Here is a 21,085-nt window from a genome sequence, read left to right on the forward strand (position 1 = left end):
GCCGTAGACGCCGATCGCCAGCGCCGCCTCGGCGTCGTCGCGGCGGGGGGCGGCCCGGTAGGGCCGGCGCCCCCCCGGGGGGTGCCCGGGGAGCCCCCCCCCCCCCGGCGCCCCGCCGCCCCCCCCCCCCCCCCCGGCGGCGCGCGGCCGGGCCCCCCGCCACCGTCGGTCAGCGCACGGCGTGTGCCGCGGTCACCAGGTTGCGCAGCGAGGCCTCCACCTCCGCCGGTCCGCGCGTCTTCAGGCCGCAGTCCGGGTTGACCCAGAGCCGTTCGGCCGGAACGGCTTTCAGTGCCGCGCGCAGCGACGTGGTGATCTCCTCCACGCTCGGCACCCGGGGCGAGTGGATGTCGTAGACGCCCGGGCCGACACCGAGATGGAAACCGGCCGCGTTGAGGTCATCGAGCACCTCCATGCGCGAGCGAGCCGCCTCGATCGAGGTGACGTCGGCATCCAGATCGGCGATGGCACCGATGATCTCACCGAACTCCGAGTAGCACAGGTGGGTGTGGATCTGGGTGGTATCGGCCACGCCGCTGGTCGCCAGCCGGAACGCCGTCACCGCCCAGTCCAGGTACGCCTGCTCGGCCTGCGCGCGCAGCGGCAGCAACTCCCGCAGCGCGGGCTCGTCGACCTGGACGATGCCGATCCCGGCCGACTGCAGATCCACCGTCTCGTCCCGGATGGCGAGCGCGACCTGCCGTGCCGTCTCCGCCAGCGGCTGGTCGTCGCGCACGAACGACCACGCCAGGATCGTCACCGGCCCGGTCAGCATGCCCTTGACCGGCTTGCCGGTCAGCGACTGCGCATACCCGATCCACTCGACTGTCATCGGCGCGGTCCGCACCACATCGCCGTACAGGATCGGCGGCCGCACGCAGCGGGTGCCGTAGGACTGCACCCAGCCGTTCGCGGTGGCGAAGAAGCCGTCCAGCTGCTCGGCGAAGTACTGCACCATGTCGTTGCGTTCGGGTTCCCCGTGCACCAGCACGTCGAGGCCCAGCTTCTCCTGCAGCGCAACGACATCGGCGATCTCGGCGCGCATCCGCTCGTGGTACTGCTCGACGGTGATCTCGCCCTTGCGCAGCTCCGCGCGCGCCTTGCGGATCGCGGTCGTCTGCGGGTAGGAGCCGATCGTGGTGGTGGGCAGCAGCGGCAGCCGCAGCCGCTCCCGTTGCAGCGCACGGCGTTCCGCCGCCGGGGCGCGCCGCGTGGCATCCTCGCCCAGTGCCGACAGCCGCGCCCGGACCGCATCGTTGCGAAGCCGGGGATCGGTGGTCCGGCTCGCCAGCGCGGCGCGCGCGGCGGCGAGCTCGTCGGCGATCGCGCCGGTGCCCTCGTGCAGCGCGGTGGCGAGCAGCCGGACCTCGCCGACCTTCTCCGCGCCGAAGGCCAGCCACGACCGCAGAGCCGGATCCAGCTCCGTCTCGCCGTCCAGCGAATACGGCACGTGCAGAAGCGAACTGGAGCTCGACACCGCGAGCGCGCCGGTACTGCCCAGCAGCGTGCCCAGCGATGCCAGCGCCCGGTCGAGGTCGGTCCGCCAGATGTTGCGCCCGTCGACCACACCGGCCACCACCAGCTTGTTCGCCAGTGCCGGGACCGATGCCACCTCGTCGACCGTTGTGCCGGAGGCGAAATCGAGGGCGACGCCTTCGATTCCCATGTCCGCCAGGGCGGGCAGCGCGGCACCCGGGTGGCCGAAGTAGGTCGCCACCAGAATCGCCGGTCGCCGCGTCAGCCCCGACAGGTCCGCATAGGTGCGCCGCATGAGCGCCAGCTCGGCATCGGTCAGATCGGTGACCAGGACCGGCTCGTCGATCTGTACCCAGTCGGCGCCCTCGGCCGCCAGCAGCCCCAGCAACTCGCGATAGTAGGGGAGCAGGTCGTTGATCCGATCCAGCGGCGCGATGCCGTCGAGGCCCTTGGCGAGCTTCAGGAAGGTCAGCGGTCCGATGACGACCGGACGCGCCGGTACGCCGAGCTCACGAGCCTCGCGGAGTTCGCCGAGGAGCTTGTCCGGATGCAGCGCGAAGGCCGTGCCCGGGCCGATCTCGGGGACCAGGTAGTGGTAGTTGGTGTCGAACCACTTGGTCATCTCCAGCGGCTCGACCTCGTCCGTGCCCCGGGCCGCCGCGAAATAGCGGTCCAGCGGATCGGCGATCCCGGCCACCCGCAGGGGCAGCGCGCCGAACATCTCGGCGGTGTCGAGCATCTGGTCGTAGTAGGAGAAGGTGCCGACCGGAACGGAGTCCAGTCCGGCCGCCGTCAACGCGGTCAGCTGCTCGGCGCGCAGCTCGCGCCCGACGGCGTGCAGTTCTCCGGCGTCGATACGCCCGGCCCAGTAGCTCTCGGTCGCGCGCTTGAGCTCGCGCCGCGGCCCGATCCGCGGAATGCCGAGAACCGTTGCGGTGAAAGGTTTGTGAACAGTCACGGTCTCTCTCCAGTGCTGGAAGCCACAGGTCACCGCCATACAGAGCAGACGGAGCCCGAGATGCTGGTGCACTGGTGTCCGCCCGCCCGAATCCACGAGGCGGTGGCCGCCGGGTACGGCGTACCCGGCACAGCCGGCAGGTCTTCGGACTCGCAGGCATTCCCCGTCGGGTGGTCCTAGTGGCCGTCGCTTCCCAAGTATGCACTCAGTGCTGGTGACGGCGGTCGTTCCTGCATACCGCTGCGGGACAGTCCCGGATTCCCACCGGGTTCCCTCTGGCCGGTCGCTACGGACCGGTTTCGACGCTGCCGCCCGGCGCTCGGGGCTCCAACTCGCCGGCGCAGCGAACCAGCTGCGTAGAAAAGGATAAGCCACCTCGGCCGGTGAATATTCCCGGCGGTCGGTATGGCCTCACTGCGAAGGCGGTGCCCACGGTGATTACCAGCGGATTACGCAACTTCGCAAATAGGCACGGTTCGGTTGTGAGGTTGGCTGCGAAGGCGTATTCGATGTCCGGGCGCGCCGGCGGGCCAGGTACCTTAATCGAATGTTCTCCAAAGTGCTGGTCGCCAACCGCGGGGAAATCGCCATCCGGGCGTTCCGCGCCGCATACGAACTCGGCATCGGCACCGTCGCGGTATTCCCCTACGAGGACCGCAATTCGGTGCACCGGCTGAAGGCCGACGAGTCGTACCAGATCGGGGTGCCCGGTCATCCGGTGCGGGCGTACCTATCGATCGAGGAGATCATCAAGGCGGCCAAGACGGCGGGGGCCGACGCCGTCTACCCCGGTTACGGATTTCTCTCCGAGAACCCGGACCTGGCGGCGGCCTGCGCCCGCGAGGGGATCACGTTCATCGGCCCCTCGTCCGAGGTGCTGGAACTGACCGGTAACAAGGCCCGCGCGATCGCGGCGGCGAGGGCCGCGGGGCTGCCGGTCCTCGACTCCACCGCGCCGTCGGCCGACGTGGAGGAGCTGCTGGCGGCGGCGGAGTCGATGCGGTTCCCGGTGTTCGTCAAGGCCGTCGCCGGTGGTGGCGGGCGCGGGATGCGGCGGGTCGCCGACCGGGCGCAGCTGCGCGAATCCGTGGAGGCCGCGATGCGGGAGGCCGAATCGGCCTTCGGCGATCCGACGGTGTTCCTCGAGCAGGCGGTGATCAACCCCCGTCATATCGAGGTCCAGATTCTCGCCGACGAGCACGGCAACGTCATGCATCTGTTCGAGCGCGACTGTTCGCTGCAGCGGCGGCACCAGAAGGTGATCGAGCTGGCGCCCGCGCCGAACCTGGATCCCGCTCTGCGCGAACGCATTTGCGCCGACGCGGTCGCCTTCGCCCGGCAGATCGGCTACAGCTGCGCGGGCACCGTGGAGTTCCTGCTCGACGAGCGCGGCAACCACGTGTTCATCGAGATGAACCCCCGCATCCAGGTCGAGCACACGGTGACCGAGGAGATCACCGACGTCGATCTGGTGGCGTCGCAGCTGCGGATCGCGGCCGGGGAGACCCTCGGCGAGCTGGGGCTGAGCCAGGATGCGATCGGCATCCGCGGCGCGGCGCTGCAGTGCCGGATCACCACCGAGGATCCGGCCAACGGCTTCCGGCCCGACACCGGGCGCATCACCGCCTACCGCAGCCCGGGCGGCGGCGGCATCCGCCTCGACGGCGGCGCGAACCTGGGTGCCGAGGTCGGCGCGCATTTCGATTCGATGCTGGTGAAGCTCACCTGCCGCGGGCGCGACTTCGGCCAGGCGGTGGCGCGGGCGCGGCGGGCGGTCGCCGAGTTCCGGATTCGCGGCGTCGCGACCAACATTCCGTTCCTGCAGGCGGTGCTCGACGATCCCGACTTCCGGGCCGGGCGGGTGACCACCTCCTTCATCGATGAGCGGCCCTATCTGCTGACCCAGCGCGGGTCCGCCGACCGCGGCACCAAGATCCTGACCTACCTCGCCGACATCACCGTCAACAAGCCGCACGGTGAGCGCCCGACCGCGGTGTATCCGCACGACAAGCTGCCGCCGATCGACACCACGGTGCCGCCGCCGGACGGGTCGCGGCAGCGGTTGCTGCGTCTGGGTCCCGAGGGTTTCGCGCAGGCGCTGCGCGAACAGCGCGGAATCGCGGTGACCGACACCACGTTTCGCGATGCCCACCAGTCGCTGCTGGCGACGCGGGTGCGCACCAACAGCCTGATCCAGGTGGCCGGGCACGTGGCGCGGCTGACGCCGGAACTGCTGTCGATCGAATGCTGGGGCGGCGCGACCTACGATGTGGCGCTGCGGTTTCTGTACGAGGACCCGTGGGAGCGGCTGGCCGCGCTGCGCGAGGCGATCCCCAACATCTGCCTGCAGATGCTGCTGCGCGGGCGCAATACCGTCGGGTACACGCCGTATCCGGAGAAGGTCACGCGCGCTTTCGTTTCCGAGGCCACCGAGACCGGTATCGATATCTTCCGGATCTTCGACGCGCTGAACAATGTCGACCAGATGCGCCCGGCCATCGACGCCGTGCGCGAAACCGGCACGGCGCTGGCGGAAGTCGCGATGAGCTACACCGGGGATCTGTCCAACCCGGACGAAAACCTGTACACGCTCGACTATTACCTCAAGCTGGCCGAGCAGATCGTGGACGCCGGGGCGCACGTCATCGGCATCAAGGACATGGCCGGGCTGCTGCGCGCACCCGCCGCGCACACCCTGGTCACCGCGCTGCGCAGCAATTTCGACCTGCCGGTCCACGTGCACACCCACGACACCCCGGGTGGTCAGCTGGCGACGTATCTGGCCGCGTGGCAGGCCGGTGCGGACGCCGTCGACGGTGCCAGCGCGCCGATGGCCGGGACGACCAGCCAGCCGCCGCTGTCGGCAATCGTTGCGGCGGCGGCGAATTCGGACTACGACAGCGGGCTGAACCTGGACAACGTGTGCGACCTGGAGCCGTACTGGGAGGCCCTGCGAAAGGTGTACGCGCCGTTCGAATCCGGGCTGCCGGGGCCGACCGGGCGGGTCTACCACCACGAGATCCCGGGCGGGCAGCTGTCCAATCTGCGGCAGCAGGCGATCGCGCTCGGCCTCGGTGACCGGTTCGAGGAGGTCGAGGCGAAATACGCGGCGGCGGACCGGCTGCTGGGGCGGCTGGTGAAGGTGACGCCGTCGTCGAAGGTGGTCGGCGACCTCGCGCTGTCGCTGGTCGGGTCGGGCATCGATGTCGAGGATTTCGCGAGCGATCCGGGCCGCTACGACATTCCCGATTCCGTGATCGGTTTCCTGCGTGGCGAACTCGGCACCCCCGCCGGTGGCTGGCCGGAACCGTTCCGCAGCCGGGCACTGGCGGGTCGTGGACCGGCCAAGCCCGAGACAGCGCTGACCGCGGCCGACGAGGCGGGGCTCGGCGGCACCTCGGAGGAGCGGCGGGCGACGTTGAACCGCTTGCTGTTTCCCGGCCCGGCGAGCGAATTCCTCGCGCACCGTGAGAAATTCGGCGACACGTCCGGTCTGTCGGCCAATCAGTTCTTCTACGGGCTGCGGCACGGCGAGGAACACCGGGTGCAGCTGGAGAAGGGCGTCACGCTGCTCATCGGCCTGGAGGCCATCTCCGAGCCCGACGAGCGCGGGATGCGCACGGTGATGTGCATTCTCAACGGACAGTTGCGTCCCGTCCTGGTCCGCGACCGTTCCGTCGCCAGCGATGTGCCCGCCGCCGAGAAGGCCGACAAGACCGACCCGGGCCACATCGCCGCCCCGTTCGCCGGTGTCGTCACGCTGGTGGTCTCCGAGGGCGACGGCGTCGCCGCCGGCGACACCATCGGCACCATCGAGGCCATGAAGATGGAGGCCGCCATCACCGCCCCTCGCGCCGGCACGGTCCGCCGCGTCGCGATCGGCAAGGTCCAGCAGGTCGAGGGCGGCGACCTCCTCGTCGACCTCAACCTGAACGAGGCCGCAGCAGAGTGACGCGGGTGGCGCTTTGACGCGGATTGTGGCGGGGGTGGTTGGGGGGCGGCGGTTGCGGGTTCCGGCCGCGGGGACTCGGCCTACGTCGGATCGGGTGCGGGAGGCGCTGTTCAGCATGTTGGACGCGCGGCTGGAATTCGATGGGGTGCGGGTGCTGGATCTGTATGCGGGGTCCGGGGCGCTCGGCCTGGAGGCGTTGTCGCGCGGGGCTTCCCATGCCCTGCTCGTGGAGTCCGACCGCAAGGCGGCGGCCGTGGTGCGCGGGAATATCGCCGACCTCGGCCTGCCCGGCGCCGAATTGCGGCTGGGCACAGTGAGTTCCGTGCTCGCCGTCCCGCCCGCCGCGCCCTACGACATCGTCTTCTCGGACCCGCCCTACGCCCTGCACGGCACCGACGTCGCCGCCGACCTGCATGCCCTGACCACCAACGGCTGGCTCCGCCAGGACGCCCTGGTGGTCCTCGAACGCCCGACCCGCTCGCCCGAGATCGCCTGGCCCCCAACATTTTCCCCACTGAAGCCCCGCCGCTATGGCGAAACTCGCATAGAACTGGCCGAATTCGCCCCCTGACCCAAACCGCGCGGCTTCCTTACCCGCTCCCCGAATGCGCCACGCTGTGCCCGACCTGAGCGCGAAAGTCCCTATCCGGCTTGGTCTTTGGGGCGGGCTCGTAGGTGGGCGCGTTCGCCCTGTCTGCCGAAGAGGCTGAGGAGTTCTACGGGTTCTTCGCCCGCGGTGCCGAACCAGTGGGGTACGCGGGTGTCGAATTCCGCTGCCTCGCCGGGGGACAGCACCAGGTCGTGTTCGCCCAGGATCAGGCGGAGCCGTCCGTTGAGGACGTAGACCCAGTCGTAGCCCTCGTGCGTCTGTGGTTGTGGTTCACCGGGGTGCGCCTCGGGTCGCAGCACCATCTTGTACGCCTGGATACCGCCGGGGCGCCGGGTCAGCGGCACCATGGTCATGCCGTGGTGGGTGACCGGGCGCATGTGCACGCGCGGATCGCCCGTCGCCGGGGCGTCGACGAGCTCGTCGAGCGTCACGCCGTGCGCCCGGGCCAGCGGGAGGAGCTGTTCGAGGGTCGGCCGCCGCGCCCCGGACTCGAGGCGCGACAGGGTGCTGACGGAGATGCCCGTCGCCGCGGACAGGTCCGCGAGCGTGGTCTCCCGCTGCTTGCGCAGGGCCCGCAGCCGCGGCCCGACCGCGTCGAGCGCCTGATCGACATCGTCCACACCACCAGTTTGCCATTTCGGCAAAGAAGTTTGCCCGGATCGCCGATCCAGCCGCATTGTCGGAAGCAGGAGGTGGTCATATGACCGATCAGTTGATGGACGGCTACGACGTGGTGGTGATCGGCGGCGGCGCCGCGGGCCTGAACGGAGCCCTGATGCTGGCGCGGGCACGCCGCTCGGTGGTGGTGATCGATGCGGGACAGCCGCGCAACGCACCGGCCGACGGCGTGCACGGCCTGCTCGGTCGCGAGGGAATGCCCCCGGCCGAACTGCTGGAACGCGGCCGCGAGGAGGTCCGCCGCTACGGCGGTCAGGTCGTCGCCGGAACCGTGGAGACAGTGACCCGCGACGACGACGGATTGACGGTGGCCCTGGCCGACGGGCGGACCGTGCGGGCGCGACGCCTGCTGGTGACGAGCGGATTGACCGACGAGCTACCCGATGTCGCCGGACTGTGGGACCGCTGGGGCCGCGACGTGGTGCACTGCCCGTACTGCCACGGCTGGGAGTCTCGCGACCGGGCCATCGGCGTACTCGCCAACGGGCCGATGACGGTGCACGGCGCGCTGCTGTGGCGGCAGTGGAGCGACGACGTCACCCTGTTCACCCACACCATGGCCGAACCGACCGGCGAACAGGCCGAACAGCTGGCGGCCCGCGGCATCCGCGTGGTGCCCGGCGAGGTGGCATCGGTCGAGGTCGTCGACGATCGGCTGACCGGAGTGCGGCTGGCCGACGGCACGGTGATCGCCCGGCAGGTGCTGGCCGCTCCTTCGCGCATGGTGGCCCGCGCCGGTTTCCTGTCGGGCCTCGGCCTGCATCCGGTGGAGCATCCGAGCGGAATGGGCGAGCACATCCCCGCCGACCCGGCCGGTCGCACGAGCGTGCCCGGAGTGTGGGTGGCGGGCAACGTCACCGACCCGTCCGCCCAGGTGGGCCCCGCCGCGGCGGCGGGCGCGAACGCCGGAGCCCAGATCAACATGGACCTCGTCACCGAGGAGACCCGCCGAGCCGTCGAGTCGGCCCGCGCCGCCTTCTCCGCCGCCTCGGAAGCCCGGGTCAGCGAGCTGGTAACAGGCAACCGCCACGGCTTGTGACGGGCCGAGCTCAGGCCGTGCGTTCGGCGATGCGGGACAACAGGCGCTTGTGGACGGCGGGCGGGAGCATGTCGGTGACGTCGCCGCCGAAGGTGGCGACCTCCTTGACCAGGGAACTGGACAGGTAGCCGTAGGCGGGGTTGGTGGCGAGGAAGTAGGTGTCGACGCCGGACAGCTTCTTGTTCATCTGCGCCATCTGCAGTTCGTACCCGAAATCGGTGGCGTCGCGCAGACCCTTGACGATCGCGGTGATGCCCTGCTCCCGGGCGAACTCCACCGTCAGCCCGTACCACGATTCGACGCGGACGTTCGGCAGCTCGGCGGTGGCCTCGCGCAGCATCTCCATCCGCTCCTCGACGGTGAACATGCCCTTCTTGCTCTTGTTCACATTCACGGTCACCACGACCTCGTCGAACTGCGCGGCCGCCCGCGCGATCACATCGAGATGCCCGTTGGTCACCGGATCGAACGACCCGGGGCACAGTGCTCCAGCCATGCCCGAACGCTAACACGCGTTCGTGCACCCCTTACGCGTTCGTGCACCCCGTACATGGCCCTGCAGGCGGTGCGGGAACACGTACGGGGTGCGGGAAGCGGGTCAGAGTCTGCGTAGGGCAAGGGGTTTGGGTTCGGGGAGGGGGGCTTGGCAGATGAAGGCGTCGGGGCGGGTGCGGCGGGCGCGGGCGTGGGCCGCTCGCAGACGCGGGGCGACCTCGTCTCCCGTGAGGTCGTCCCAGGTCCAGCGGACCACCTGTAAACCGTTGCTGCGCATGGCGTCCTCTCGCTTCTTCTCGGCGAAGACGGCATCTCCCGGCTCCTCACCCGGCTCGAGCAGGCGGCCGTATTTGACGCGCCCGTCGAACTCCCCGACGACGCCGGTGTCGCCGAAGTAGAAGTCGACCCGGCCCAGCATGCGGCCGTCGCCGCCGTACACGTCGCCCTGGGACTGCGGCATAGCCAGGCCGAGCCGGCGCAGCATCACGCGGCTGCGGGATTCGCCGACGCTCTCGCTGTGCGGGTCGAGAAACTGCACCACGCGCCGCGCCGCGGCCATTCCGTGGCGGCGCTTGGCCAGCTCCAATTCGTTCGCCAGATCGCCTGCGGCCACACCGTATTCGCGGGCGAGCGCGTCGCCGGCGACGACGGCCGCCTCGAACGGCGTCGTGCGGGCCAGGTCGACGATGGTGCGCGCGGGGGTGGTCAGGACGAACCCGTCCAGCTCCGCCACCGCGTCGAACGGCGCGCAGTGCACCTTGACATCCGGTCTGATCCGGCCGCCGTTGCGCCGGTTGCGAGTGACGGTCACGCGCCGCAGCAACGCGACCCACACGGGTGCCCCGTAGACCACCGCCGCCGACTGGTGGCTGAGAATCGCATCGTCGGACAGATCGTGCAGCGCGACGTCGGCGAGTATCCGGTGCCGCGCCACCGCGTCCAGCCCCGCGAATGCCGCCTCGTCGGTGTAGGCGCCGCGCCGCAGCCGGCGCCACCGTCCGCCGGTGCATCGCCTGCGGATCTCATCGTCGGTCACCCCGCCGCGGACGATCTCGTCCCGGCGCCGGATTCCGTTGTCGGCCTGGTCGTTCTCGGCGGATACGCAGGCCGTCCACGGGCCCGGCAGCTCGCGGCGAGGCGATCCGTCCGCGCCGGTCATTCGGGCTCGCGATCGGTCCGCGGCCGCCGCGTTCGCCGCGAGGTGTGGCGTTCGCACAGCTCGGCGGGCCGGACGACCGGACGGACCCGCGAGATATCGGGGCTCAGCCCGTTCCGCCACGACGTGCGACATCCCCTGCAATATTTCATTGCTCAACCTCCACATCGAGTCTTCGGCCAACACCGTTTGCTCAGATTGGACGCGGGGTACTCCGATGCGGTTCCTTACTCGCCTGACCAGCTTCTTCCCGCACCCCCTGTTCGTTCCCACACCGTTTGCAGGGGCACGTAGGGGGTGCGGGAACGAACAAGGGGTGCGGGAAGTTTGGGGCGCCTACGAGACCCGGAGACGCGACAGGAACCCGCGGCGGTCAGAAGACCCAGAGGCGGAGGGTGAGGAAGCGGAGGGTGCCGACGGCGGCGGCGATGGCGATGACGGCCAGGGCCTCGGCGACGTCGCTCATGCCGGGGGCGACGAAATCGAGGATCGCCAGGGCGGCCGAGGTGATCGCGAGCCCGGCCAGCGCCAGGCCGCCGCCCTCGAGCTGCGCGGTGAGCCAGCCGACCCGGTCGGCGGCGTGGAAGGTGAGCCGCCGGTGCAGTTCGTTGGCCAGCGCGGTGCTCACGATCGAGCCGGTGAGGTTGGCCAGCTGCGCGCCGCCGCCGTAGAAGGCGAGGAACAGCAGGAAGTAGCCGATATTGCTGAGCCCGCCGACCAGCGCGAACCGGACCAGCTGCGGCAGCCACTTGTCGCCACGCAGGTAGGCGCCCAGTCGCCCGAGCGCGCGCCGCGTCGTGCGCGGGCCGTCGGCGATCGCTTCCTCCGGCGCCAGCACGGCCACGGAGCCAGTGCGCGGCTCGGCCGGGGCGCCCGCGGCGAGGGGCTCCGGCACCGTGGGCAGATGCCTGGCGCGGCCGCGGGACAACTGGCCGGTGACCAACCGGGACAGCAGCGTCGGCTTGCGGGCGGGCGATGCGGCCGGGGATTCGGCCGGACGCACCGGCATCCGGAACATGTCGGGCGGCGGCACGGTCAAGCCCATGCTCAACCAGATCAGCCAATGAAACGGAGAAGGGGCGGGTTCGGCCGCCTGTCCCGCGGTTGTGCCGTCGGACCGCACGGGTACGCCGGGGCCGGGCGGGGTGTTCGCCCCGGGGCCCTTCAGTACCGGATACAGGACAGCCATTGTCATTTCCGATCCAACAGCGCCGGGCGCGGATTGTTCCGCGACCCGACTGGTCTACCGCTCAGTAAAAAAGATAACACCAAGTGGAGAGATTTCCTCCACTTGATTTCTGTGGCTTTGGAAACACACCCACGACACACCGCGGGTGAACTGGGCAGATGATCGTGACGAGGGGCACACTGGGCCCAGGCTGCATGAAGGCCAGACGGCGGGCTCCGTCGTGAGAGTTCGGTAGGAGAGTGGGGTCAGCAGGATGTACCGCGTATTCGAAGCACTCGACGAACTGGTCGCGATCGTGGAGGAGGCGCGCGGCATCCCGCCGACGCGCAACTGCATCGTTCCGCGCGGCGAGGTTCTGGAGCTGCTCGACGACGTGCGCGACGCGCTGCCGGGCGAGCTCGACGACGCCCAGGACGTCCTGGACCATCGCGACAAGATCGTCTCCGATGCCCGCTCGACCGCCGAGACCACCGTCACCACCGCCGACGACCAGGCCAAGCAGACCGTCACGGCCGCCCGCGAGGAGGCCGACCGGATCCTGGCCGACGCCAAGGCGCACGCCGATCGGATGGTCGCCGAGGCCGGTGCCCACGCCGATCACCTGGTCGCCACCGCGCAGGCCGAGGCCGACCGGGTGATCGCCGACGGCAAGGCCGAATACGAGTCGGTCACCGGCCGGGCGCGGACCGAATCCGAGCGCATGATCGCGGCCGGGCAGTCGTCCTACGACCGGTCGGTCGCCGACGGCCGCGCCGAACAGGAGCGCCTGGTGTCGCAGACCGAGGTGGTGCGGGCCGCGCATGCGGAATCGGCCCGGCTCATCGACGCCGCGAACGCCGAATCGGACCGGCTGCGCGAGGAGTGCGACCACTACGTCGACTCCAAGCTGGCCGACTTCGAGGAGACGCTGCACGGTGCCCTGCGAACGGTCGGCCGCGGGCGTCAGCAGCTGCGGTCCGGTGCGGGTGTGCCGGACTACGCCGCCGAGTTCCGCCGCTGAGGGAGGGGCCGCCCTGCGGTTTGGGCGCCCGGTGCTCGGTCCAGTATTGTGGACTGGTTGCCCAAATCCCACACCCGATCGTGAGTGAGTTCGTGATGCCCGCCGAATCCGGTTCCGGTTCGCGTCGTCGTCAGACCGACGCGGGCTTCGTGCTGGACACGCGCAGCCTCGGACGCGCCGCCGGTTCGATGCGGCAGGTGCGGCGCACCGTCGCCGTCTCGGAGCGGATCGGCCTGGACATGGTCGCCGTCCCGGTCGGCGGCGAGGTCGACCTGGACCTGACCCTGCAGGCCGTCTCGGAGGGCGTCCTGGTCACCGGCACGGTGTCCGCACCGGTGTCGGGGGAGTGCTCGCGCTGTCTCGAGCCGTTCACCGACGAGATCGAGCTGGAGCTGACGGAGCTGTTCGCCTATCCGGACAGCGCCACCGAGCAGACCACCGAGGACGACGAGGTCTACCGGCTGATCGATGACATGATCGATCTGAAACCGGTGGTCGTCGACGCCGTCGGCCTGGCGCTGCCGCTGCAGCCGCTGTGCGAGCCCGACTGCGCCGGACTGTGCCCGGAATGCGGTGTGCGGATGGCGATTGCAGGTCCGGATCACAAGCATGAGATACTGGACCCCCGCTGGGCCGGGCTCGCGAATTTCGCGGCCGAGGCACCCGGCACCGGTGCCCCGGGCACCGCAGCACAATCAGACGAAGACCGATCTCTCGCGGGCCGTAACGGCTCGGCGAGTTCCAGAACAGAGGAGAAGTAGTCGTGGCCGTTCCGAAGCGCCGGATGTCTCGTGCCAACACCCGCTCGCGGCGCAGCCAGTGGAAGGCCACCGCGCCGACCCTGATCACGTGCCCGAACCGGGCGTGCGGTCAGAAGACGCTGCCGCACATCGCGTGCCCGAACTGCGGCACGTACAAGGGCCGCCAGGTCACCTCCGCTGTCTGATCACCCAGCCCGGTAGCCGAACGTGACCGCCAGCAAGGACGGAGCAGACGCACTCGCCGTAGGCGAAGCCGCTGATCACACCCCTCTGCTCGAGGCACTCGGCGTCGACGTGCGCCCGGATCTGCTCCGGCTCGCGCTCACCCACCGGTCCTACGCCTACGAGAACGGCGGCCTGCCGACCAACGAGCGGCTGGAGTTCCTCGGCGATTCGGTGCTCGGCCTGAGCATCACCGAGCGCCTGTACCTGGAGCATCCGGACAAGTCCGAGGGCGAGCTGGCCAAACTCCGCGCGAGCGTGGTGAACATGCACGCCCTGGCGGAGGTCGCGCGGGATCTGGGCGCCGGTGGGCTGGGCCGCCACCTGCTGCTCGGCAAGGGCGAGGAGCTGACCGGGGGCCGCGACAAGCCGAGCATTCTCGCCGACGGCATGGAGTCGCTGCTGGGTGCGGTGCACCTGCAGCACGGCATCGACGTCGCGCGCAGCGTGGTGCTGCGCCTGTTCGCCGATCTGCTCGAGCGCGGTCCCCGCATGGGCGCCGGACTGGACTGGAAGACCAGCCTGCAGGAGCTGACCGCCGAGCGCGGTATCGGCGTGCCCAGCTACGAGATCACCTCGACCGGGCCGGATCACGACAAGGAATTCACCGCGACCGCCGTCGTCGGCGGGCGGGCCTACGGTACGGGCGTCGGCCGGTCGAAGAAGGAAGCCGAACAGAAGGCCGCGGGTGCCGCCTGGCAGTCGCTCAACGGCTCCGTCTGATCCGCGATTTCCCGGAAGCCGCTCGCCGATGGCCGGGCGGCCTTTCTGTCGGTGGTCGTTTCTACACTGGTGAGCGATTCTAAGGAGTATCGCGGTGCCTGAGCTTCCCGAGGTCGAGGTCGTCCGACGCGGCCTGGCCGACCATGTGGTCGGCAGCGTCATCGAATCCGTCACCGTCAAGCATCCACGGTCGGTGCGCCGCCACCTGCTGGGCGGCGACCATCTCGCCGCGCAGCTGGCCGGGCTGCGCATCGAATCCGCGCAGCGCCGCGGCAAATTCCTGTGGCTGACCTTCGACGATCCCGACACCGCGCTGGTCGTGCATCTGGGCATGAGCGGCCAGATGCTGGTGCAGCCCGCCGACGCGCCGCTGGAGAAGCACGCGCACATCGTCGCGGTCCTGGATTCGGGGGCGCAGCTGCGATTCATCGATCAGCGCACCTTCGGCGGCTGGGCGCTGCACCGGATCGTCGAGGTGGACGGCACCGCCGTGCCGGAGGCGGTGGCGCACATCGGCCGTGACCCGCTGGATCCCCACTTCGATGCCGACGCGGTGGTTCGAAGGCTGAAGGCGAAGCAGTCCGAGATCAAGCGGGTGCTGCTGGACCAGACCGTGGTGTCGGGCATCGGCAACATCTACGCCGACGAGGCGCTGTGGCGCGCCCGCATCCACGGCGAGCGCATCGCCGCCAAGCTCACCAAGCCCGCCCTGCACGGCCTGCTGACCGAGGTGCGCGCGGTGATGGCCGAGGCGCTACGGGCGGGCGGCACCTCCTTCGACGCGCTGTATGTCGACGTCAACGGTCAATCCGGCTACTTCGAGCGCGCCCTGGCCGCCTACGGCCGCGAGGACGAACCGTGCCGCCGCTGCGGGGCGCCGATGCGGCGGGAGAAGTTCATGAACCGCTCGTCGTTCTCCTGCCCGCGCTGTCAGCCGAGGCCGCGCACCTGAGCGCGGGTGTGGCTCGGTACCCAACCACGGGCTGGGTCGGTAAATTCGGTGGTACTCACGATCGGCAAGAGACGCGGAGAGGCGGGGGAGCATGCGCAAACTGACCTACTACGTCGCATCGACCATCGACGGTTTCATCGCTACCGAGGACGGTTCGGTCGACTTCTTCCCCGTCGGAGGTGACCACGGCCCGGCGATCACGGCGCAGTACCCGGAGACCCTGCCGACCAAGGTGCGCGAATCGCTGGGCATCGACAAGCTCGGCAGCTATTTCGACACCGTGCTGATGGGCCGCAAGACCCACGACTTCGGCGTCCGGACCGGAACCTCGAGCCCGTACGCGCATCTGCGGCAGATCGTGGTGTCCACGACGCTGCCCGAGCGCCCGGACCCGGATGTCGAACTCGTCTCCGGCGATCCGCTCGCGCGGGTGCGGGAACTCAAGCGCGAGAACGGCCTCGGCATCTGGCTGTGCGGCGGCGGTGAACTCGCGCAGGCGCTGCTGCCGGAGATCGACCAGGTGTTCCTGAAGCTGTACCCGATCGTGCTGGGGCGCGGCCGCCCGCTGTTCGGCGCGGGCGGGCAGCTACCCGAACCGGCGCGATTCCGGGTGCTGACCAGCCGTGTCTTCGAGGACGGTGTGGCCTTCGTGAAATACGTGCGGATTCGCTAGTGGCCCGACAGTTCCCTTCGGGAAAGGGAGAACGAGAGCAGGAGCGGGTTGCCTACCTGCTGCGGGAGATCGCCTTCTGGATGGAGCGCTCCCGGGCGCAGACGCATCGGGTAAAGGCATATCGGCGGGCGGCCGACGCGGTGGCCGACCTGTCGTCCGAGCAGTACGACGATTACCGGAGAAGCGGTGGCTGGCAAGAGATTTCGGGCATCGGACCGAAGACGGCCAGCGTGATCATCCAGGCATGCGCCGGGCACGTGCCCGACAAGCTGGCCGAATTACGCACGGCGGCAAGGCCGATCGCGCCCGGCGGGGCGCCGCTGCGCGCCCTGCTGCGCGGTGACCTGCACACCCACTCGAACTGGTCCGACGGCGGCAGCCCGATCGAGGAGATGATGCGCACCGCCGCCGCGCTGGGCCACGAATACTGTGCGCTGACCGATCATTCGCCCCGGCTGACCGTCGCCAATGGGCTGTCCGCCGACCGGCTGCGCCGCCAGCTCGACGTGGTGGCGCGGCTGAACGAGGAGCTGGCGCCGTTTCGCATCCTCACCGGCATCGAGGTCGACATCCTCGACGACGGCACCCTCGACCAGCAGGCCGACCTGCTGGCACGGCTCGATATCGTCGTCGCCAGTGTGCATTCCAAGCTGCGCGCCGACAGCGCTACCATGACGCGGCGCATGGTGTACGCGGTGGCCGACCCGAATGTGGACGTGCTCGGCCACTGCACCGGGAGGCTGGTGACCGGCGAGCGTGGGATCAGGCCGGAGTCGCAGTTCGACGCCGAGGTCGTGTTCGAGGCGTGCCGACGCTACGGCACCGCGGTGGAGATCAACAGCCGACCGGAGCGCCGCGACCCGCCGAGCCGACTGATGCGGCTGGCGGTGGAGATGGACTGCTACTTCGCCATCGATACCGACGCACACGCGCCCGGCCAATTGGATTGGCAGGGTTACGGATGCGAGCGAGCCCTGGCCAACGGCGTTGCGGCGGAACGGATCATCAACACCTGGCCGGTGGACGAGCTGCTGGAGTTCGCCGCCGCCTGAGCTTGCCTACAGGACGGCGAACGCGACGACCATGCCGATGCCGAGGTGCGCGGCCGCCACCAGCAGCGACTGCACCTTGTAGGTGTCGGCGTGCAGCAGATCGTCGATGTCCAGGCCGACGACCCACTCCAGGACGCGCACCGAAATGACCTGCGCCACAATGCCGATCAGGCCGTAGATGGCCGATGCGATGAGGCCCTCGGCGAGCTTGCCACCCGCGGAGTAGATGGCCAGCACCACGATCAGCGCCATGCTCACCAGACCGGAGGCGGTCACCACGACAGCGTTCGGGTTGCCGGAGGTCACCAGCCGGCGCAGCGGGCCGGGCGTGGTGATGTCGATGGCGTAGAAGCCGATCAGCATCAGGGCCAGGCCCAGGACGGCGTAGGCGATGATGGCGCCGATGCCGTGGCCGATAGTGCCCCAATACCCCGATTCGAGCGCAAGTGTGGTCATGGATTGTCCTCCAGGTGTGGTTCGGTGTCAGTGCTGCGGGATGCGGTGTGGGACGAAGGTGGAGCTGTCGTCGGTGATCAGGCCCGGGGTCTCCCGGATGCCCAGACCCGCCGAGGCGTCGCCGACGATCCAGGCGCCCAGCACCGGGCGCATGCCGTCGAAATCCGGTAGGGGATCGAGCAACTGGTAGACGTAGCCCTCCTCGCCGTACACGCCGCCGGTCGCGGCCTCCATCCCGGCACCGACGATGGTCATATTCGCGCCCTCACGGCCGAGCTTGGGCTTCTTGATGTACTCGGTGAGTTCGTGCGGATCGTCGATGTAGGCGGGCAGCAGGTTGGGGTGGCCCGGATACATCTCCCACAGCACCGCCAGCAGCGCCTTGTTCGACAGCACCGACTTCCACAGCGGCTCGATCCACATCGTCTCCGGCAGCGAGTCGACCACGCGCTTGCCGAACTCGTCGTCCAGCGCCCATTCCCACGGGTACAGCTTGAACACCGACTCGATCGGCGCCTCGGCCAGATCGACGAAACGCTCCAGCTCCGTGTCGTATCCGATCTCCTCGATCGGCAGTGCCACGGTGTGGAATCCGCCCTCGGCGGCGGTCTCCTGCATGTAGGCGGTGGTGATGTTGTCCTCGCCGGAGGCGTCCGCGCTCGACCAGGTGAAGTGCAGATCGCCGACGGGCAGCGACTCGCGCAGCTCGGCCCAGCGCTCGACGAGCTTCTCGTGCAACGAATTCCACTGATCGTCGTCGGGGTGGGTGTCGGTCAGCCAGTGCCACTGCACGATCGCCGCCTCCAGCAGCGAGGTGGGCGTATCGGCGTTGTACTCCAACAGTTTCGCCGGGCCGCGGCCGTCGTAGCGCAGGTCGAAGCGGCCGTAGACGTAGGGGTCCGACCGCTGCCAGGACTGCTTGATCGGCTCCCAACTCCATTGCGGCAGACCGAAATCGGCGAATCGCTCGGTGAGGATGATCTGCTCGACGGCGTGCAGGCACATCGAATGCAGCACCTCGACCTGCGCCTCCAGCGCGAGGATCTCGTCGAGGTCGAACTCGTAGTGCACCGTTTCGTCCCAGTACGGCCGCGGGTGGCCGTTGACGTCGCGGCCGGGCGATCCGAAGACCAGGCCCTGATCCTGAATGATCCGCTGCCAGCCCGGTCGCGGTTGGCTGTGCACCCGCCGCACTAGGAACCTCCACTCGTGCTACCGGCCTTGGAACCCAGCCCGCCGCGAACGATGGTGCCGCTCTTGGTCTTCACCGTGGCGTTCTTCGGCTCGACCGTGCTGCCGCCGACGGGCGGGCGCCCGACGGTCTGGTTGCCGCCGTAGTAGTAGCGGTACTGGTTGCCGCCGAGGATGAAAATGCCCGGGAAGCCCCCGCCGTAGTGATGGGTGCTGGACGCGTTCTGCGCCCGTTCGCAGTCCTCGTCGGGGACGACGATCTGCTGGCCGTCCTTTTCCATGACGCAGGAGGCGGTGACCTCGTCGGGCGCGGTGACCGCCCGATAGGTGAGATAGCCCGCCCCGACCACCGCGGCGATGCCGACCACGGCCACGCCGCCGATCAGCAGGCGCTTGCGCTGCTTCTTCTTGTCGGCCAATGCCTGCTCGGCGGCGCGCTGGGCCTCCTCGGCGCGCCGGCGGGCCTTGTCGCGGGCGCGCGCTTCGGCCACCGTCGGCGGCCGCGGCTGCGTGACGCCCGGTTCCTGCCGGTTGATGCTGCCGCGCAGGGGGCGTGGCGGCTCGGATCCGGGTGGGCCGCCGGGCATCTGGGCGGGCGGCACACCGATGCCGCCGGTCTCCGTGGGGCCGGGGAACGGGTCCGGCATGCCCGGCATGGGCGCGGTGGGACCCGGCTCGGCGAAAGGCGCCGTGGGGTGATCGGACGGCGCCCCCGGATCGGGTTTGCCGGTGTCTTTTTCAGGGTCTCTACCGGGGTCTCCGGAGTTGCCGGGCCGGTTGCCGGATTCTTCAGTTGCCAACGATCGACTCCCTGTTCCCCGCCACTATCGTTCTTCGAATCCGGTCAATTCGCCCTGTGCGGCGCCCCAGTCTTCCACAACCAGATCGACGCGGCCAGGAGTGTTGCCGGACCGCAACAACGCAAGCAGTTTGTCACATCGGTCCCTAGGACCCTCTGCAATGACATGGACTCTGCCGTCGCGAGTGTTACGCGCGAAGCCGGTCAGACCCAATTCCAATGCGCGGGAACGAGTCCACCAGCGGAAGCCGACGCCCTGCACCCGGCCGTGTACCCAGGCGCTCAGCCGCACGGAGTCACCGGTCATGCGTCGACCTGGAACGTCAGATTCACCTTGGTCCCGGCCTTCAGGGTCCGGCCCACCGTGCACACCTTGTCGATCGCGCGCTGCACGGTGACCAGCAGCCGCTCGCGGCCCGCCTCGTCCAGTTCGGACAGGTCCAGCTCCAGCACCTCCTCGAGTTCGGGGTACACCTCGTTCTCCCGATCGGCGGCGCCGGACACCCGGATGGTGGCGTCGTAGCTGTCGCCCAGCCGGTTGGACAGCGGAAAATCCGAGCTCAGGCCGGTGCAGGCCGCCAGCGCGATCTTGAGCAACTCACCGGGCGAGAACACGCCCTCGACGCCCTCCGACCCGATCAGCACCTGCGCGCCGCGCGAGCTGCGCCCGGTGTAGCGCCGGGTGCCGGTCCGCTCGACCCAGAGCTCGGTCGGGACCTTCGCGGTCGCGGCGGTGGTGTTCGGGACGGTCTGTTCAGCCATGCCCCGATCCTGCCATTCGCGCGAGCACGCCCGCAGACCGCACGATCGTTGTTCAGGTGAACGGCGTCAGGACTGGAACCGGTAGCCCATGCCCGCCTCGGTCAGCAGGTGCTTCGGGTGGGACGGGTCATCCTCGAGTTTCCGCCGCAGTTGGGCCAGATACACCCGCAGGTAGTGGGTCTCGGTCGCGTACGACGGCCCCCAGACCTCGCGCAGCAGCTCCCGCCGCCCGACGAGCTTGCCCTGGTTGCGCACCAGCATTTCCAGCACCCCCCACTCCGTCGGTGTCAGGTGCACGTCGATGTCGTGCTTGGTGACCTTCTTCGCCGCCAGGTCGACGACGAACGAGGATGTCTCGATGACCGGGTCCGAGCCCTCGCCGATCGTCGCGGCACGCCGCACCGCGGCCCGCAGCCGGGCCAGCAGCTCGTCCATGCCGAAGGGTTTGGTCACGTAGTCGTCGGCACCGGCGTCGAGCGCCTCGACCTTGTCGGCGGAGTCGGTGCGGGCCGACAGCACGATCACCGGCGCCTGGGTCCAGCCGCGCAGCCCGGCCAGCACGTCGATGCCGTCCATATCCGGCAGCCCGAGGTCCAGCACGACGACCTCGGGATGCTTCTCCGCCGCCGCGCGCAGGGCCGCGGCGCCGGTGGCCGCGGTGATCACCTCGTAGCCGCGCACCGACAGGTTGATGCGCAGCGCGCGCAGGATCTGCGGCTCGTCGTCGACCACCAGCACCTTGGTCGGCGCCACCGATTGGTCGCGCTCACGCGCCGCACCGGGATTGCGCGCGCTGCCGCGTCCGAGCGCGGCGTTCCCGGGACCCTCCTTGGCCACGCGGGCCGCCTCGTCCGGGTCCGTCGCTCCCGCCCGCGCGGCGCTCGCCACGGGCATCGGCGAGCGCACGGTGTGCTGATCGCTCACCCGCGCCGCGGGCCCGT

At 69.7% G+C, this 21,085-nt stretch carries 21 protein-coding genes and 1 riboswitch; of the genes, 10 read left to right on the forward strand and 11 right to left on the reverse strand.

Annotated elements, in window-relative coordinates:
- Window positions 1-169: 169 nt before the first annotated feature.
- Window positions 170-2,473 carry a 5-methyltetrahydropteroyltriglutamate--homocysteine S-methyltransferase gene (gene metE / locus QH290_RS18040; RefSeq protein ID WP_280265288.1) on the reverse strand — a complete coding sequence of 768 codons (2,304 nt, stop codon included), beginning with the start codon at window positions 2,471-2,473 and terminating at the stop codon, window positions 170-172.
- Between the two features lie 79 nt (window positions 2,474-2,552).
- Window positions 2,553-2,747, reverse strand: a riboswitch (cobalamin riboswitch).
- Window positions 2,748-2,981: 234 nt separating this feature from the next.
- Between metE and QH290_RS18045 the strand changes: the two genes are divergently transcribed.
- Window positions 2,982-6,386, forward strand: coding sequence for a pyruvate carboxylase (locus QH290_RS18045; RefSeq protein ID WP_280265287.1), 3,405 nt, complete (start codon window positions 2,982-2,984; stop codon window positions 6,384-6,386).
- A gap of 13 nt (window positions 6,387-6,399) precedes the next feature.
- Window positions 6,400-6,957 carry a 16S rRNA (guanine(966)-N(2))-methyltransferase RsmD gene (rsmD, locus tag QH290_RS18050; RefSeq protein WP_280384076.1) on the forward strand — a complete coding sequence of 186 codons (558 nt, stop codon included), beginning with the start codon at window positions 6,400-6,402 and terminating at the stop codon, window positions 6,955-6,957.
- A 71-nt stretch (window positions 6,958-7,028) separates the two neighbouring features.
- Here rsmD and QH290_RS18055 read toward each other — a convergent pair whose 3' ends face one another.
- Window positions 7,029-7,616 (reverse strand): helix-turn-helix domain-containing protein, encoded by a 588-nt coding sequence (locus QH290_RS18055; protein ID WP_280265285.1) that lies wholly within the window; start codon window positions 7,614-7,616, stop codon window positions 7,029-7,031.
- 80 nt (window positions 7,617-7,696) lie between these two features.
- Between QH290_RS18055 and QH290_RS18060 the strand changes: the two genes are divergently transcribed.
- The gene (locus QH290_RS18060) at window positions 7,697-8,713 is read left to right on the forward strand and encodes an NAD(P)/FAD-dependent oxidoreductase (RefSeq protein WP_280384077.1); all 1,017 of its coding nucleotides are present in this window, start codon (window positions 7,697-7,699) and stop codon (window positions 8,711-8,713) included.
- Between the two features lie 10 nt (window positions 8,714-8,723).
- Here the strand turns inward: QH290_RS18060 and coaD are convergent, their stop codons facing one another.
- The 3 genes from coaD to QH290_RS37945 all read right to left on the reverse strand — a co-directional run bounded on the left by coaD (window position 8,724) and on the right by QH290_RS37945 (window position 11,559).
- Window positions 8,724-9,209, reverse strand: coding sequence for a pantetheine-phosphate adenylyltransferase (gene coaD / locus QH290_RS18065; protein ID WP_280265283.1), 486 nt, complete (start codon window positions 9,207-9,209; stop codon window positions 8,724-8,726).
- Between the two features lie 102 nt (window positions 9,210-9,311).
- On the reverse strand, window positions 9,312-10,367 hold the full coding sequence (locus tag QH290_RS18070; RefSeq protein WP_280384079.1) for a hypothetical protein: 1,056 nt from the start codon (window positions 10,365-10,367) through the stop codon (window positions 9,312-9,314).
- Between the two features lie 370 nt (window positions 10,368-10,737).
- Entirely contained in the window at window positions 10,738-11,559 is an 822-nt protein-coding gene (locus QH290_RS37945; RefSeq protein WP_342213745.1) for a GtrA family protein, read from the reverse strand.
- Between the two features lie 247 nt (window positions 11,560-11,806).
- On the opposite strand from QH290_RS37945, the gene QH290_RS18080 reads away from it, so the two are divergent.
- From QH290_RS18080 to QH290_RS18110, 7 genes are all read left to right on the forward strand, one after another.
- The gene (locus tag QH290_RS18080; protein ID WP_280265281.1) at window positions 11,807-12,553 is read left to right on the forward strand and encodes a DivIVA domain-containing protein; all 747 of its coding nucleotides are present in this window, start codon (window positions 11,807-11,809) and stop codon (window positions 12,551-12,553) included.
- Between the two features lie 95 nt (window positions 12,554-12,648).
- Window positions 12,649-13,314: a YceD family protein gene (locus QH290_RS18085; RefSeq protein ID WP_280265302.1), complete on the forward strand. Its 666-nt coding sequence runs from the start codon at window positions 12,649-12,651 to the stop codon at window positions 13,312-13,314.
- A gap of 2 nt (window positions 13,315-13,316) precedes the next feature.
- Window positions 13,317-13,499, forward strand: coding sequence for a 50S ribosomal protein L32 (gene rpmF / locus QH290_RS18090; RefSeq protein WP_084519117.1), 183 nt, complete (start codon window positions 13,317-13,319; stop codon window positions 13,497-13,499).
- A gap of 22 nt (window positions 13,500-13,521) precedes the next feature.
- Window positions 13,522-14,259, forward strand: a complete 738-nt coding sequence (gene rnc / locus QH290_RS18095) for a ribonuclease III (protein WP_425301651.1) — start codon at window positions 13,522-13,524, stop codon at window positions 14,257-14,259.
- A gap of 94 nt (window positions 14,260-14,353) precedes the next feature.
- Window positions 14,354-15,211 carry a bifunctional DNA-formamidopyrimidine glycosylase/DNA-(apurinic or apyrimidinic site) lyase gene (gene mutM, locus QH290_RS18100; RefSeq protein ID WP_280265280.1) on the forward strand — a complete coding sequence of 286 codons (858 nt, stop codon included), beginning with the start codon at window positions 14,354-14,356 and terminating at the stop codon, window positions 15,209-15,211.
- A gap of 91 nt (window positions 15,212-15,302) precedes the next feature.
- A complete protein-coding gene (locus QH290_RS18105; protein ID WP_280265279.1) occupies window positions 15,303-15,884 on the forward strand; it encodes a dihydrofolate reductase family protein in 582 nt (193 codons plus the stop codon).
- Window positions 15,884-16,936: a PHP domain-containing protein gene (locus QH290_RS18110; RefSeq protein ID WP_280265278.1), complete on the forward strand. Its 1,053-nt coding sequence runs from the start codon at window positions 15,884-15,886 to the stop codon at window positions 16,934-16,936. Before QH290_RS18105 ends, QH290_RS18110 begins: the two co-directional genes overlap by 1 nt.
- A gap of 6 nt (window positions 16,937-16,942) precedes the next feature.
- Here the strand turns inward: QH290_RS18110 and QH290_RS18115 are convergent, their stop codons facing one another.
- The 6 genes from QH290_RS18115 to QH290_RS18140 all read right to left on the reverse strand — a co-directional run bounded on the left by QH290_RS18115 (window position 16,943) and on the right by QH290_RS18140 (window position 20,897).
- The gene (locus QH290_RS18115; protein ID WP_280265277.1) at window positions 16,943-17,392 is read right to left on the reverse strand and encodes a DUF350 domain-containing protein; all 450 of its coding nucleotides are present in this window, start codon (window positions 17,390-17,392) and stop codon (window positions 16,943-16,945) included.
- Between the two features lie 27 nt (window positions 17,393-17,419).
- Window positions 17,420-18,586, reverse strand: a complete 1,167-nt coding sequence (locus QH290_RS18120) for a glutathionylspermidine synthase family protein (RefSeq protein WP_280265276.1) — start codon at window positions 18,584-18,586, stop codon at window positions 17,420-17,422.
- Window positions 18,586-19,119, reverse strand: a complete 534-nt coding sequence (locus tag QH290_RS18125) for a hypothetical protein (RefSeq protein WP_425301653.1) — start codon at window positions 19,117-19,119, stop codon at window positions 18,586-18,588. Before QH290_RS18125 ends, QH290_RS18120 begins: the two co-directional genes overlap by 1 nt.
- 288 nt (window positions 19,120-19,407) lie before the next feature.
- The gene (locus QH290_RS18130) at window positions 19,408-19,689 is read right to left on the reverse strand and encodes an acylphosphatase (RefSeq protein ID WP_280265274.1); all 282 of its coding nucleotides are present in this window, start codon (window positions 19,687-19,689) and stop codon (window positions 19,408-19,410) included.
- Complete coding sequence (locus QH290_RS18135; RefSeq protein ID WP_280265273.1) at window positions 19,686-20,144, reverse strand: OsmC family protein; 459 nt, start codon at window positions 20,142-20,144, stop codon at window positions 19,686-19,688. The genes QH290_RS18130 and QH290_RS18135 overlap by 4 nt, the downstream gene beginning before the upstream one ends.
- 66 nt (window positions 20,145-20,210) lie before the next feature.
- Window positions 20,211-20,897: a response regulator gene (locus tag QH290_RS18140; protein WP_280265300.1), complete on the reverse strand. Its 687-nt coding sequence runs from the start codon at window positions 20,895-20,897 to the stop codon at window positions 20,211-20,213.
- Window positions 20,898-21,085 lie beyond the last annotated feature (188 nt).

Source organism: Nocardia wallacei (genome assembly GCF_029869545.1).
Lineage (GTDB): Bacteria > Actinomycetota > Actinomycetes > Mycobacteriales > Mycobacteriaceae > Nocardia > Nocardia wallacei_A.

Coding starts and splice junctions, on each gene's coding strand:
- QH290_RS37945 (WP_342213745.1), bottom strand. CDS start 11,559: ATGACAATGGCTGTCCTGTATCCGGTACTGAAGGGCCCCGGGGCGAAC.
- coaD (WP_280265283.1), bottom strand. CDS start 9,209: ATGGCTGGAGCACTGTGCCCCGGGTCGTTCGATCCGGTGACCAACGGG.
- QH290_RS18115 (WP_280265277.1), bottom strand. CDS start 17,392: ATGACCACACTTGCGCTCGAATCGGGGTATTGGGGCACTATCGGCCAC.
- QH290_RS18085 (WP_280265302.1), top strand. CDS start 12,649: ATGCCCGCCGAATCCGGTTCCGGTTCGCGTCGTCGTCAGACCGACGCG.
- QH290_RS18130 (WP_280265274.1), bottom strand. CDS start 19,689: ATGACCGGTGACTCCGTGCGGCTGAGCGCCTGGGTACACGGCCGGGTG.
- QH290_RS18135 (WP_280265273.1), bottom strand. CDS start 20,144: ATGGCTGAACAGACCGTCCCGAACACCACCGCCGCGACCGCGAAGGTC.
- QH290_RS18045 (WP_280265287.1), top strand. CDS start 2,982: ATGTTCTCCAAAGTGCTGGTCGCCAACCGCGGGGAAATCGCCATCCGG.
- QH290_RS18060 (WP_280384077.1), top strand. CDS start 7,697: ATGACCGATCAGTTGATGGACGGCTACGACGTGGTGGTGATCGGCGGC.
- metE (WP_280265288.1), bottom strand. CDS start 2,473: ATGGCGGTGACCTGTGGCTTCCAGCACTGGAGAGAGACCGTGACTGTT.
- QH290_RS18080 (WP_280265281.1), top strand. CDS start 11,807: ATGTACCGCGTATTCGAAGCACTCGACGAACTGGTCGCGATCGTGGAG.
- QH290_RS18105 (WP_280265279.1), top strand. CDS start 15,303: ATGCGCAAACTGACCTACTACGTCGCATCGACCATCGACGGTTTCATC.
- QH290_RS18070 (WP_280384079.1), bottom strand. CDS start 10,367: ATGACCGGCGCGGACGGATCGCCTCGCCGCGAGCTGCCGGGCCCGTGG.